Source organism: Amycolatopsis sp. NPDC005003 (genome assembly GCF_053600695.1).
Map to the genome: position 1 here is coordinate 88,303 of NZ_JBSGAI010000031.1, position 12,909 is coordinate 101,211.

General features: G+C 68.4%; 15 protein-coding genes. 9 read left to right on the forward strand and 6 right to left on the reverse strand.

Features of this window, described 5'->3' with window-relative positions:
- Positions 1-3: 3 nt before the first annotated feature.
- The 3 genes from ACWED2_RS31320 to ACWED2_RS31330 all read right to left on the reverse strand — a co-directional run bounded on the left by ACWED2_RS31320 (position 4) and on the right by ACWED2_RS31330 (position 2,757).
- Positions 4-933 (reverse strand): bifunctional helix-turn-helix transcriptional regulator/GNAT family N-acetyltransferase, encoded by a 930-nt coding sequence (locus ACWED2_RS31320; RefSeq protein WP_449694100.1) that lies wholly within the window; start codon positions 931-933, stop codon positions 4-6.
- A gap of 223 nt (positions 934-1,156) precedes the next feature.
- A complete protein-coding gene (locus tag ACWED2_RS31325; protein WP_167344411.1) occupies positions 1,157-1,306 on the reverse strand; it encodes a hypothetical protein in 150 nt (49 codons plus the stop codon).
- Positions 1,307-1,566: 260 nt separating this feature from the next.
- The gene (locus tag ACWED2_RS31330) at positions 1,567-2,757 is read right to left on the reverse strand and encodes an ATP-binding protein (protein ID WP_003058004.1); all 1,191 of its coding nucleotides are present in this window, start codon (positions 2,755-2,757) and stop codon (positions 1,567-1,569) included.
- Positions 2,758-2,872: 115 nt separating this feature from the next.
- On the opposite strand from ACWED2_RS31330, the gene ACWED2_RS31335 reads away from it, so the two are divergent.
- A complete protein-coding gene (locus ACWED2_RS31335; protein ID WP_449694101.1) occupies positions 2,873-3,355 on the forward strand; it encodes a hypothetical protein in 483 nt (160 codons plus the stop codon).
- Between the two features lie 57 nt (positions 3,356-3,412).
- On the opposite strand, the gene ACWED2_RS31340 is transcribed toward ACWED2_RS31335, so the two are convergent.
- Positions 3,413-4,150: a MerR family transcriptional regulator gene (locus tag ACWED2_RS31340; RefSeq protein ID WP_449694102.1), complete on the reverse strand. Its 738-nt coding sequence runs from the start codon at positions 4,148-4,150 to the stop codon at positions 3,413-3,415.
- A 171-nt stretch (positions 4,151-4,321) separates the two neighbouring features.
- Between ACWED2_RS31340 and ACWED2_RS31345 the strand changes: the two genes are divergently transcribed.
- On the forward strand, positions 4,322-4,867 hold the full coding sequence (locus ACWED2_RS31345) for a DoxX family protein (protein ID WP_449694103.1): 546 nt from the start codon (positions 4,322-4,324) through the stop codon (positions 4,865-4,867).
- A 45-nt stretch (positions 4,868-4,912) separates the two neighbouring features.
- Here ACWED2_RS31345 and ACWED2_RS31350 read toward each other — a convergent pair whose 3' ends face one another.
- Positions 4,913-6,202, reverse strand: a complete 1,290-nt coding sequence (locus ACWED2_RS31350) for an acetyl-CoA C-acetyltransferase (protein WP_449694104.1) — start codon at positions 6,200-6,202, stop codon at positions 4,913-4,915.
- Between the two features lie 92 nt (positions 6,203-6,294).
- Between ACWED2_RS31350 and ACWED2_RS31355 the strand changes: the two genes are divergently transcribed.
- Entirely contained in the window at positions 6,295-7,629 is a 1,335-nt protein-coding gene (locus ACWED2_RS31355; protein WP_449694105.1) for a 3-oxoacyl-ACP reductase, read from the forward strand.
- Position 7,630: 1 nt separating this feature from the next.
- Entirely contained in the window at positions 7,631-8,464 is an 834-nt protein-coding gene (locus ACWED2_RS31360) for a MaoC family dehydratase (RefSeq protein ID WP_449694106.1), read from the forward strand.
- Here ACWED2_RS31360 and ACWED2_RS31365 read toward each other — a convergent pair.
- Complete coding sequence (locus ACWED2_RS31365; RefSeq protein WP_043787198.1) at positions 8,456-9,112, reverse strand: TetR/AcrR family transcriptional regulator; 657 nt, start codon at positions 9,110-9,112, stop codon at positions 8,456-8,458. The two genes, ACWED2_RS31360 and ACWED2_RS31365, sit on opposite strands and share 9 nt — an antisense overlap.
- A 127-nt stretch (positions 9,113-9,239) precedes the next feature.
- Here ACWED2_RS31365 and ACWED2_RS31370 point away from each other — a divergent pair, with 127 nt between their 5' ends.
- The 5 genes from ACWED2_RS31370 to ACWED2_RS31390 all read left to right on the forward strand — a co-directional run bounded on the left by ACWED2_RS31370 (position 9,240) and on the right by ACWED2_RS31390 (position 12,880).
- Positions 9,240-9,902 carry an SCP2 sterol-binding domain-containing protein gene (locus tag ACWED2_RS31370; RefSeq protein ID WP_449694107.1) on the forward strand — a complete coding sequence of 221 codons (663 nt, stop codon included), beginning with the start codon at positions 9,240-9,242 and terminating at the stop codon, positions 9,900-9,902.
- Positions 9,903-9,969: 67 nt separating this feature from the next.
- Positions 9,970-10,521, forward strand: a complete 552-nt coding sequence (locus tag ACWED2_RS31375; RefSeq protein ID WP_449694141.1) for an SCP2 sterol-binding domain-containing protein — start codon at positions 9,970-9,972, stop codon at positions 10,519-10,521.
- A gap of 70 nt (positions 10,522-10,591) precedes the next feature.
- Complete coding sequence (locus tag ACWED2_RS31380; protein ID WP_449694108.1) at positions 10,592-10,882, forward strand: WXG100 family type VII secretion target; 291 nt, start codon at positions 10,592-10,594, stop codon at positions 10,880-10,882.
- A 3-nt stretch (positions 10,883-10,885) separates the two neighbouring features.
- Positions 10,886-12,373 carry a CdiA C-terminal domain-containing protein gene (locus ACWED2_RS31385; protein ID WP_449694109.1) on the forward strand — a complete coding sequence of 496 codons (1,488 nt, stop codon included), beginning with the start codon at positions 10,886-10,888 and terminating at the stop codon, positions 12,371-12,373.
- A gap of 24 nt (positions 12,374-12,397) precedes the next feature.
- Positions 12,398-12,880 carry a SitI3 family protein gene (locus ACWED2_RS31390; RefSeq protein ID WP_449694110.1) on the forward strand — a complete coding sequence of 161 codons (483 nt, stop codon included), beginning with the start codon at positions 12,398-12,400 and terminating at the stop codon, positions 12,878-12,880.
- Positions 12,881-12,909 lie beyond the last annotated feature (29 nt).

A 12,909-nucleotide genomic window follows, 5' to 3' on the forward strand; every position in this document is an offset into this window, starting at 1 on the left:
CCGCTAGAACTCCAGGCGCCAGGTCTCGTCGGTGAGCGCGCGCCCCCAGTCGTCGAAGTCCTTCTCGGCGACGAGCTCGAACCCGGCCGCGCGGTAGATCGAGCGGGCGGCGTCGAGGATGGAGACCGTCGACAGCTCCATCGCCCGGTAGCCGTGGGCCCTCGCGAAGGAAACGCACTCGGTGACCAGCCGCTTGCCGACGCCGTGGCCCCGTGCCGACGGCTCGAGCAGCAGCAGCCGGAGCTTCGCGGTGTCCGCGTCCGGCCCGCGGCCGCAGCCGATGCTGCCCACCCGCTCGCCGTCGAGCTCGGCGATCCAGAACGCCTGCCGCGGATTGTCGCTGTTGTCGAGGAACTCCGCGGCGAGCCGGGCGACGAGCGCCTCGAACCGGGCGTCGAAGCCGTACTCGCGGGCGTACAACGCACCGTGGCGTTCCACCACCCAACCGAGGTCACCCGGTCGTGGCGGGCGGAGGACGAGGGCCGGGTCGCGGCGGCGGTCGCCGACCAGGTCGCCGATCGTGCGCATCGCGGCCAGCAGGCGCTGCTGGTCTTCGTCGGCGAACCGGCGCAGCAGGCCGCCGATCTGCTCGGTGGAGCGGCGGTTCAACACGGCGAAGGCGTCCCGGCCCGCGTCGGTCGGGCGGACGAGCTGGCGGCGGGCGTCCTCCTCGGACCGTTCGCGCACGACCAGCCCGCGCGACTCGAGGCGCGCGAGCAGCCTGCTGGCGTAGCCGGCGTCGAGGTCGAGGCGTTTCCGCAGCTCCGTGACCGGCATCGGGTCCTGGTGGGCGAGCTCGAAGAGCACGCGGGCTTCCGGCAGCGAGTACTCGGCGTCCGCCGGCCCTTCGTCGAGCACACCGATGACCCCGGTGTAGAGCCGGTTGAAGGCGCGGACCGCGGCGACCCGGTCGGCGAGCGAAGCGGGGTTCATTGACCACCTCAACAAGTTCGTTGACGAAGTCAAATATTACTGCGGACCGCGCCGCCGGCAAGGGGTTTTCCGGGGAAATGGGAAACCCCGCGATGCTGCCAGGTCGGGGGTCCGCCAGCATCACGGGGTCGTACTGGGTATCGACGCCCCTCCGGGCGGCGTTACACCGTGAGCACGATGTGGCCTAGGTCACTCGAATGGGCGACCGCCACGGGGTGAGAGATCAGCGCATGTAGCCCGAGCGAGCCTGCGCGATCGCGATGAGTTCCTGACGGACCGTCGCGGTGGCGGCGGTGTCGATCGCCCGGTTCAGCGCCCGGCGAGTGCGAGCCTCGGCGCGACGAGCCCGGAGCTTGGCGGCGATGTTGTTCATCGGTTTCTGCATCCCCTTCGAGGGTCTTGGTGGCTTGTAGGTCTAGTATGCGCCTTTTTTCACAAGGACGCCAATGAATATCCGGTGATGTGGCGCACTCGCCGATGAATCATCGGCAAACCTGGGTATGCGCCGGAGAGATTTGGGGTGGCGGCGGTCACGACGGAGCAACCCACTACGGCTTTCTAGCCTTGTCTAGGAAAAATCAAAGATACTGTTAGCCGCGCTCATAGACCGCGAGACAGCGGTAAAAGCCCAGGTCAGTCGCGTCCGAGGAGGTAGTGGCCGAAGTGCGGCACGGTGAAGGCGATCTGTCCCCGCTCGGCGGAGTAGACGAGGCCCTTCTTCATCAGGCTGTCGCGCGCCGGCGACAGCGACGAAGGCTTCCGCCCGAGGAACACGGCGACGTCGGCGGTGCCGGCGGGTTCGTCGCGGCCCTGGGTCAGTGAGGCCATCGCCTGCAGGTACTCCCGCTCGGCGGGCGTCGCGCGCTCGTAGCGCGAACCGAAGAAGCCGACTGCCAGTTCGGACTCCGCCTCGGGCGCCGCGACCTGCACGTCCTTGACCGTGATCGGGTCGGACGGCGCCGCGTCCCAGGCCGCCTTGCCGTAGGCCTGGATGAAGTAGGGGTAGCCGCCGGACGCGTCGAAGAGCGCGTCGAGGGCTTCCGGCTCGATGCCGGCGTCCTCCCGCTCGATCGGCGCCATCACGGCGAAGTCGGCGTCCTCGCGGCTGAGCCGGTCGATGCGCGCGTACCGGAAGAGCCGCTCGGAGTAGGACTTCGACGCCGAGAGCACCGCGGGCACGTGCGGCAGCCCGGCTCCGACGACGACGAGCGGCGCACCGGACTGGGACAGCTCGTGGCAGGCCGCGCACAACGCCGAGACGTCGTCCGGCTGCAGGTCCTGGATCTCGTCGATGAGCAGCGCGACGCCGGTGCCGACGTCCGCGGCCAGCTCGGCGACGTCGGTGAACAGCTCGACGAGGTCGATCTCGATGTCCCCGGAGTCGGCCCGCCCCTGCGCGGCGGGCACGTCGATGCCCGGCTGCCACCGGTCGCGCAGCTTGGCGTCGGGCTTGTTGGCCCGCAGCGCAAACGCTTTCAGGACCCCGAGCACCTCTTCGACCCGGTCCGGCGCGCGATGCCGCACGGCCAGGTCCCGGATCGCCCGGTGCAGCGCGGCCGACAGCGGCCGCCGCAGCTCGGCGTCCGGCCGGGCCTCGATCTTCCCGGCCCCCCACTTGTGCCGCACGGCCATCGCCCGCAGCTCCCCGAGCAGGACGGTCTTCCCGACCCCGCGCAGCCCGGTCAGCACGAGACTGCGTTCGGGTCTCCCCCGCGCAACCCGCTCCAGCACCACTTCGAACGCCTTGAGCTCACGCTCACGCCCGGCCAGCTCCGGCGGCCGCTGCCCGGCGCCCGGTGCGAAGGGGTTGCGGATGGGGTCCACTCTGCCAAGCTATCGGCGTTTCTAGCGTGAGCCCGATATTCCGCCATAGACGGCTAGCGCGTGTCGCCGAGGTTCGACCGGATGGCCGAACCAGCCGGTTCCCTACACTTCGGAGGTGAACTGGATCACTCCGATAGTGGCGCTCGTGGGGACATTCCTGGGTGCCGTCATCACGTGGTGGACCGAACGGCGGCGGTGGCGCCGGGAACAGGACGCCAAGCGCATCGAGCTTCGCCGCGTGGTGTACGGCGAGTACCTCGCCGCACTGCACGCTGCCAGCGAAGGGATTCGGGACGTTTCGGAGGCCGTCGAGCCCGACCCCGCCAAGGCCCGTGCGGCGTTCCGCGCGGGCAACATCTACGCCGCGCGGGAACAAGTCGGGCTGCTGGCGCCGGCAGAGGTCGTCAAAGTCGCGAAGCTGGCGTTCAGGCAGCTCCGAGAACTGCGCGACCTCGCCGCTGCTGATGCGCCGCGGAAAGCCCGGCACTACGACTCGGTGCTCGTGGAGTACGGCGTCACCTTGGACCGGCTGCGTGAGTGCATGCGTGAAGACCTCGGCATCCGACCGGCCGGGCGGAAGCTCCAAGCGAGTACATAGAGACGAACAGGTCTGCAGCCCTGCTCGTCTCTACCCCCAGTGCGCTCTTACGACGCGTCACTGGTCGTTCAGGTTCCGTTCCGCGTAGATCTTCATCGCGTCCCGGACGAATTCCGCCGTCGCGCCTTCGAGCCCGTACCGCGGATCGTCCACATACAACTGCCCGAGGCCCGCGAAGTACCCCGCGGACACCGACGAGACCGCCGGGCGCAACCACTCGTGCAGCCGCCGCGTGATCGCCTGGACGTCGTCGCTGTCACAAGCAAGGCCCGAAGCGCGCGCCGTGCCGAACGCCGCCGCGATGTCGAGCTGCTCCTGCTGGTGCGCCTTCTTCTCGTCCGCCGAGAGCGAGCGCCACCACCGGTCTCCGCGCTGGTACGCGTCGGCGCCCCAGCGCTCGGTGACCTCCTTCTCGTACTTCGTGTGGTCGAAGCCGTCGAAGACTTCTTCTGCCATCAGTCGTTCACCTCCCTTCAGTTTGCGGAGGGTCGTGCGGACCGACTCGATCTGCCGTCCGATCCGCCGCTGCTCCTCTTTGAGCAGTTCCAGGTGGGTTTCGAGGGCCGCGGCGCTGTCGCGCTGGCCGTCGAGCACCTCGGCGATGGCCGGCAGCCCGAGGCCGAGCTCGCGTAGCAGCAGGATCCGCTGCAGCCGGACGAGCGCCTGCTCGTCGTAGTAGCGGTAGCCGTTGCCGCCGATCCGGCTGGGCTCGAGCAGGCCGACCGCGCCGTAGTGGCGCAGCGTCCGGCTCGTGGTCCCCGCCGAGCGGGCGATGTCCTGGATCGACCACTCCATGCCGACGACGATAGAAGTTGACGCGGCGTCAAGGTCAACCGCTAAGCCCTTATAACCCTATATAGGAACAGCACTATAAAAAGCCAGAAAGCCCGATGAGGATTCGAGCACGGGCCGAGCGGGCATCCACGGAGTAGGTTCGACCAGGCAGCGGCCCGTACGAGGAAGGCTATGACCGTGATACTCCGTCGAGTGGCACGTCCCCTGCTCGCCACGATCTTCGTGACGGGCGGGATCAATGCGCTGAGGCAGGCCGAGGGGCACGCCAAGGCGGCGGAACCGTTCCTCAACAGCACGCTCGAGAAGTTCGGCGACAAACTCCCGGAGCAGATCCCGCGGGACCCGGTGACGCTCGTCCGGATCGACGCCGCGGTGAAGATCGGCGCCGGTCTCGCGCTCGCGTCCGGCAAGGCGCCGCGGCTTGCGGCGGGGCTGCTGCTCGGCAGCCTGGTGCCCACGACGCTGTCGACGCACAGCTTCTGGACCATCAAGGACCCGGGCGAGCGCCAGCAGCAGCAGGTCCAGTTCTTCAAGAACGCGAGCCTGGCCGGTGGCCTGCTGCTCGCGGTCGCCGACACGCACGGGAAGCCGTCGGCGGCTTGGCGCGCGAAGCACGCCGCGAAGGACGTCGGAGCTGCGGCGGGGAAGCTGAGCCGCAAGGCCGAGAAGCGCGCGAACAAGCTCGCGAAGCGGGCCCAGAAGGCCCTCCCCAACTGACCCTATGCGTAAGTGCCACCCTCGGGTGGCACTTACGCATAGGAGCTACTTCTCCAGGATCGCGGTGACGCCCTGGCCGCCGGCCGCGCAGATCGAGATCAGGCCGCGGCCGGATCCCTTCTCGTGCAGCAGCTTCGCCAGCGTGGCCACGATCCGGCCGCCGGTCGCGGCGAACGGGTGCCCGGCCGCCAGCGACGAACCGTTGACGTTCAGCTTCGCCCGGTCGATCGCGCCGAGCGGCTCGTCCAGGTCCAGCTTCTCCTTGGCGAACGCCGGGTCCTCCCACGCCTTGAGCGTGGCCAGCACCTGCGACGCGAACGCCTCGTGGATCTCGTAGAAGTCGAAGTCCTGCAGCGAAAGCCCGGCGCGCGCGAGCATTCGCGGCACGGCGTACGCGGGCGCCATCAGCAGGCCCTCGTCCCCGTGCACGTAGTCGACAGCCGCGGTCTGCGAGAACGTCAGGTAGGCCAGCACCGGCAGCTTGTGCGCCTTCGCCCACTCGTCGGTGGCGAGCAGGACCGTCGACGCGCCGTCGGTCAGCGGCGTTGAGTTGCCCGCCGTCATCGTGCCGTCCGGGCCGCCGAAGGCCGGCTTGAGCTTGGCGAGCTTCTCCGCGGTCGAGTCCGGCCGCAGGTTCTGGTCGCGCGCGAGCTTGAGGAACGGCGTCACGAGGTCGTCGAAGAACCCGCGGTCGTAGGCGGCGGCGAGTTTCTGGTGGCTGCTCGCGGCCAGCTCGTCCTGCGCCTCGCGGGTGATCTCCCAGACCTTGGCCGTCAGCGCGGCGTGCTCACCCATCGACAGGCCGGTGCGCGGCTCCTCGTTGCGCGGGATGGCCGGGACGATGTGCCCGGGCCGGATCTTCGCGACGAGCTTGAGGCGGTCGCCGAGCGTCTTCGCGGCGTTGAGCTGGATGAGGATCTGGCGCAGGTCCTCGTTGACGGCGAGCGGCGCGTCGCTGGTGGTGTCGACGCCACCGGCGATGGCCGAGTCGATCTGGCCGAGCGCGATCTTGTTGGCGACGTTGACGATCGCCTGCAGGCCGGTGCCGCACGCCATCTGGACGTCGGACGCGGGTGTCGCGGGCGAAAGCTTGCTGCCCAGGACGCTCTCGCGGGCCAGGTTAAAGTCCTTCGAGTGCTTGAGCACGGCGCCGGCGGCGACCTCGCCGATCACTTCGCCCTGCAGCGAGAAGCGGCTGACCAGACCGTCGAGGGCGGCGGTGAACATGTCCTGGTTCGACGCCTTCGCGTACGGGCCGTTGGACCGCGCGAAGGGGATCCGGTTGCCCCCGATGATCGCGACCTTGCGTACAGCTGGCGTCTTCTTCGGTGGCATGACTTCACCTCTCTGGTCGTGTCCCTCACACTGTAACCTACTAGCGAGTAGGTTAGACTGCGACGTGACGCAGACTGCACGGGAGGCAACTGATGGCTGACAGGTACCAGCAGTTCACGAAAACCCCGCTGGGGAAGTTCGTGGTGCCGAAGCTCGGCCTGCCGAACCCCGCGACACTGCGCCGCTACCAGCCCGGGCAACCTGCCCTCGAGGGTCCCGCACTGCTGGGCGCCGCGCCGGGCGGACGACTGGAGAAGACCCTTCGCGACCAGCTGGCCGACGCGGGCATCGAGGTCATCGCCACGGCCGCCGACCGGCACGCGGCGCTGGTCTTCGACGCCACCGGCGTCACCGATCCCACGCGTCTGCGCGAGGTCTACGACTTCTTCCACCCGGTGATCCGCAGCGTCGGGCCGTCCGGCCGGGTCGTCGTGCTGGGCACCCCGCCGGAGCAGGTCGAGGGCCGCGAGCGGATCGCCCAGCGCGCGCTCGAAGGTTTCATCCGTTCGGTGGGCAAGGAGCTGAAGCGCGGCGCTACCGCTCAACTCGTGTACGTCGCCGAAGGTGCCGAAGAGGCCACGGACTCGACGCTGCGCTTCCTGCTCTCGGCGAAGTCGGCGTTCGTCGACGCGCAAGTGATCCGGATCGGCGCCGAGGGCAAGACGGCCACTCCGCCGGCCAGCTGGGAAAAGCCCCTGGACGGCAAGGTCGCGCTGGTCACCGGCGCGTCCCGCGGCATCGGCGCGGCGATCGCCGAGGTGCTGGCCCGCGACGGCGCGCACGTCGTCGCGCTCGACATCCCCGCCCAGGGCGGCGACCTGTCGAAGGTGGCGAACAAGGTCGGCGGCTCGTCGCTGCAGCTCGACATCACTTCGCCGAGCGCGCCCGCGAAGCTCGCTGAGTACCTGAAGGAGCGGCACGACGGCGTCGACATCGTGGTGCACAACGCGGGCATCACGCGTGACAAGACGCTGGGCAACATGAGCGAAAGCGCGTGGGACTCGGTGATCGCCGTCAACCTCGCTTCGCAGCTCGCGGTGAACGACAAGCTGCTCGCGGATCGGGTGCTGAACGAGAACGGCCGCATCATCGGCGTCTCGTCGATCGCGGGTATCGCCGGCAATGTCGGCCAGACGAACTACGCGACGTCGAAGGCGGGCGTGATCGGCATGGTGAACGTCGGCGCGCCGCAGCTCGCGGCCTACGGCGGCACGATCAACGCCGTCGCGCCCGGGTTCATCGAGACCAAGATGACGGCCGCGGTGCCGCTGTTCATCCGCGAGGCCGGGCGGCGGCTGTCCAGCCTCGGCCAGGGCGGCCTGCCGGTGGACGTCGCCGAGACGATCGCCTGGTACGCGAACCCGGCGTCGGCCGCGGTGAACGGCAACGTGGTCCGCGTCTGCGGCCAGGCCCTGCTGGGGGCGTGACGTGGCGATCCGCGAACTCGACAGCACGCCGAACCTGGCGACGCTGTACCCGAAGGCGCTGCTCGGCTTTCGCAAATCGGGCTCATCGCTGCCCGACACCGAGCTGGTGCGCACGGGTGTCGTCGTCGACCCGGCGCACCTCGCCGCGTACAACACGGTGTGCGGCTTCCGGCTGAGCGACGAGCTGCCGGCGACGTACCCGCACATGCTGGCGTTCCCGCTGCAGATGGCGCTGATGACCGAGCCGGGGTTCCCGTTCCCGCTGCTCGGCATGGTGCACGTGGCCAACCGGATCACCCAGCACCGCGCGCTGCGCGTGAGCGAGCCGCTCACCGTGCGCGTGCGGGCGGAGAACCTGCGCCCGCACGAGAAGGGCCGTCAGTTCGACGTCGTCAGCGAGGCTTGGGTCGGTGATTACCTCGTCTGGTCCGACGTCAGCACGTACCTGCGTCGCGGCTCTTCGTCGGGCCCTGCCGGCCGCCGGGACCAGCTGGCCCCGCCGACCCCGGACGCGCTCTGGCGCGTCCCGGCCGACATCGGGCGGCGCTACGCGGAGGTCTCGGGCGACCGCAACCCGATCCACCTGCACCCGCTGACGGCCCGCCTGTTCGGCTTCCCCCGCGCGATCGCCCACGGCATGTGGACGAAGGCCCACGCGCTGGCGGCGTTCGAAGGCCGGCTGCCGGAGGCGTTCACGGTGGACGTCCGCTTCAAGCAGCCGGTGCTGCTGCCGGCCAAGGCGGGCTTCACGTCGTGGTCGGTGGACGACGGCTGGGCGTTCGAGCTGTGGAGCAAGTCGAAGCCGCACCTGGAGGGCACGATCAGCTCACTCTGACGGCTTCCAGACCGCGCCTTCGATGAGGTCGTTGAAGCCGAGCCAGACGAGGTTCATCAGCCACGAGGCGAGCACGCCGTCGGAGATGTCGGGGTGGTCGAGGGCCCAGTCGGCCAGCGACTCGGCCCCTCCGACCAGGGACGCGGCCAGGCCTTCGCCGGAGAACTCGGCCTGCTCGCCGACGCCCTTGCGGGTGCCGGCGGACACCACGAGCGCGGCGACGAGCTGGATCGCGCGCGCCCGCATGTCGGTGATCTCCGCGGCGAAGGCCCCGCCGACGGTGAGGGCCTGGCGGTGCAGGACCGTCCACGACTCGCGGTACTCGGCGACGAAGCGGTAGAAGGACCGCAGGCCGTGCCAGAGCTGCATGTCCGGGGGCAGGTCGGGCTGCACGCCGGCCTGGATGGCCTCGAGCAGGCGCGTCGCCTCGCGGCGGATGCACGCGCCGAAGAGGTCCTCTTTGGAGCCGAGGTAGGTGTAGATCATCGGCTTCGAGACACCGGCGACGTCGGAGATCTCGTCCATCGACGCGGCGTGGTAGCCGTGCCGCGAGAAGACCTGGACGGCCGCGTCCAGGATCTGCCGCTCGCGCACCGCACGCGGCAGCCGCCTGGCCCGTTCGGGCGGACGCTGATCTTCCTCTGACACGCTGGACCTCCTTGTTGCTGCCCGGAGACGGTACCGGGCGTTGCCACGCGCGGGTGATTTCGGCACGCTTGCCCGCCTACCTACTGGCAAGTAGTATTACCCTTCAGTAACTGGGAGAGGGGTGACCATGGCCGAAAACGCCGGGATGACCAGCGCCGATCGGATCGCGGAGCTCCGCGGGGCAGCGCTCCTCGACGCACTGGAGCGGCTCGACCCGCTGGGCCCGGAGGCCCACACCCTCGACGTCAACGCGCTCACGGAGGCCCTCGACCCGGGCGAGCTCCGCAAGGACGACTTCCGCCGCTTCCTGAAGGCCCTGCTCACGCTGGCTTCGCGCGCCCCGGCGTTCGACTTGAGCAAGGTCGAGCCGGCCCGCTTCGCGTCGCTAGTGGCCTCGGCGTCCCGCGCGCAGCTGGAGAGCGTCGTCGCGGACAGGTCTTTGAGAGAGCGCGTACTGGACGAGATCTTCGCCCGCATGGGCGCGCACATCAGGCCGGATCGCGCCCGCGACCTGCAGGCGGTGGTCCACTGGCGCCTGTCGGGAGGAGCCGGAGAGGGCGGCTTCGACCGCTACGAGACAGCGATCTCGCACGGCTCGTGCACAGTGAGCCGCGAGATGCACTCACCTGCTCGAGTCACGATCACGATCGCCCCGGCCGACTTCTTCAGGTTGATAACCCACCAGGCAACCCCGGCGGTGTTGTTCGTCACGGGAAGAATCAAAGTCAAAGGCGACCTGGCCTTCGCGGCCGGCTTGATCGGTTTCTTCGACCTACCGAAGCCCGTATAGTCCGCTCGTGCCCCGAAACGCGAAATGGCGTCTCCACCGCCCCCACCGTGCCCGCGGCGGCCACGTGGTGAACGCGTTCGCGGACAAGCTGGTCATCGCTCGGTTGACGTCCGAGCAGTTCATTCAGGTCCTGGAAACCCTGCACATGCTGGGAGAGGCGGGAGCAGGCATCGAGCTGAGCTCCCTGTCGACAGACGTCCTGGTGGACGTGGTCCGCCGCGCATCCCGCGACCAGCTGAAGGCGATCGCTTCTCATTCAGAGCTGCGTGCAGTATTCCTGGACGAGATATTCCGGCGCATGTCCGAGCATTTCTCGCCGACCCGCGCCCGTCACGTGGATTTCGTGGTTTCTTGGCGCTTTTCAGAAGGTTCAGGCGAGGACGGCTACGACCGCTTCCAGACGGTGATCGAGGACGGGGTGTGCGTCTCGTCGACGGACCTGTCCCGAACGCCGGACACGACGATCACCCTGTCCGTGGACGACTTCATCCGGATGGCCACGGGCAACGCAGCGGTGGCAGCGATGTTCGTAACGGGCCGGGTGAAGGTCAAGGGCGAGTACGCCCCGGCGGTCCGGTTCTCGAGCTACTTCGACATCCCTAAGCCATCCGTGGACTAGCTGTCGCAGCTCACCGAACTTTTCGCTACCCTCACGTCCGGGCTGTAGGCGAATGCTTACGGAGGGGTGAATGGCTCAGTTGACGGTCGATTTTTCCGTTTTGCGAACATTGGTGAACGATATCGGTGCCCACATCGACCGAACGGACCAAAATCTCGATGACCTGGGGAAGGTCGTCGCCGATCTGGCGACTTCCTGGGAGGGCGGGGGGCACGACGCGTTTCACGAGGCAATCACCGAGTGGTTCGCGGCCGCCCGTGATTTGCGGGATCAGCTGCACTGGATTCGCGCTGTCGTAGTGAACGCACACGACAACCATGCCGCCGCAGTTGACGCGAATGTCCGGATTTGGCGGGTCTGAGCCATGGTGGTGCTCGAACGCGGGCCGGACGGCGGCCCGAGCAATCCGGTGCGAGTCGAGTTGTCGGACTTCCACGTCGTGGCGGCGCAATTCGTCGACGCGCAGGACAGCCTCGATCGCATCCGGCGGGACTTGGTCGACCGCCTCGACCAGGCGGCCGGCGCGGCCGGCGCGAGCGACGGCGCCCAAAAGTACCAGGACGGCTGGGCAGCCGCCCTGGACTGCATCCTGAACGACGGCTTCCGCACGGCTTTCGACCTGCTCGGCGCGATCGGCAAGGGCATCGACGCCTCCGCCCTCAACCATGCGAACGCCGACCGGAACAGCGTGCCCGGCGAGTCCGGTGGGGCTCATCCCTGGCCGCCCGTCGTGCCCCACGCTTGGCCCGGCAACACGGACTTCGTGACTTTGACCGGTGATTCACCGTGGTGGATGCCCGACTTCCTGGAGAAGTACATACCCACTGCGGACACCGGCCGCATCGATGGGGCCGCGCAGGCGTGCCGCGATGCGGCCGGTGCCGTTCGCGGGCTCGTCAGCGACCTGCACGCACGGTTGCAAGGGCTGGTCGGCAACAACACTTCGGACGACTTGGCCGAGCTGGAGCAGTTCTGGCTGCGCGCCGCCGGTGAGCGTTCGGTCCTCTTCGGGTTGCCCCAGGTGCTGGACGACGTCGCGAACAGCCTCGTCGACTTCCGGATCTGGAACAACGACACCCAGGACAAGATCAAGGACAAGATCAAGTCGATCATCGACGACCTGAGCATCGTGGGCCTGGTCCTCGTGATCGGCAGCGTCCTCACCGACGGCGGGCTGGACGTGCTCATCGTGGGCGTGATCGAAGCGCTCGACTTCTTCGGTGTCGAGGCCGGAGCCACCCTGGCCATTCCCATCGCCGAGGTCGCCGCCACCGCGGAGGCCATGCTCATCACCGCGGGTGGGGCGGTCGCGATCACCCAGGGTGTGATCCCGGCGATGCAGGTCGCCATGAGCGGCACGCCGAGCCCGGAGGTCGAAGGAGTCGACGCCGGGAAGATCAGCGACGAGATCAGCGGCCACACCGAACCGTCCCGCGTTCCGGATCCCGAGGCGGCTCCCGGTGGTCATCCGACCAACATCCCGAAAGGAGCTGACCCGGAGACCGCGCGCTCGCTTCAGCGTGAGAACGAATCAGCCACCACCCTCGCTCGGGCGGGCTACGATGTCGAGCAGAACCCGTCGACGCTGCCGAACGGCAGGAACCCCGACTACCGCATCGACGGCAAGGTGTTCGACAACTACGCGCCGTCGACCGGCCGTGCCCGCAACATCGCGGACGAAATGGCAAAGAAGGTCGCGAAGGAGCAAACGGACCGGATCGTCCTCAACTTGGCCGACAGTCCGGTCGACCTCAACGCGATGCGCGCGCAACTCCACGATTGGCCGATCAGCGGGCTCAAGGAAGCCATCGCGATCGACAAGCAAGGCAATATACTTCACCTTTACCCCTGATACAGCACGCGAGGACTAGCTCGAATGGCCATCTCTTACGATCTCGAAATAGCGACATCGTCGTCGCCGAAGCAGGTCGCGCGCGCACTGCTCGACTTCGCGCGCCCGTCGGAGCTGTTCGAGGGATCGGTCACGCCTGAGCAGGTGTCCCGTGACGGCGCGGTAACCCCACTCCGCATGTGGGTTCGAGTCTACGAACGCAGCCCGGCGCCTTGGTCACCAGTGGTCACGGACTTCGGAATCACCCCGACGGTGGCCATCGGATTCAGTATCTACAAACACGAGCGGATCCCGGAACAACAGGACGACCTGGTCCGACTGGCCGCGGGGGTGTTGAACAGAGTCGCCGGCGACGCGGTGCTTTCCGGAATGGACACGATCTGGCTCATGCGCCGCGACGGTGAGTTGATCCTGAACGAGCGGGACGACATCTGGCCCGAGCACCGCCTCGCCACCCTGCGCCGGCCCTACCGACGGAAGGCCCTCGCCTTCTCCGAGGAGGAGTAGCAAGTAGTCGAGCTCTTGTGTCGGGCGTC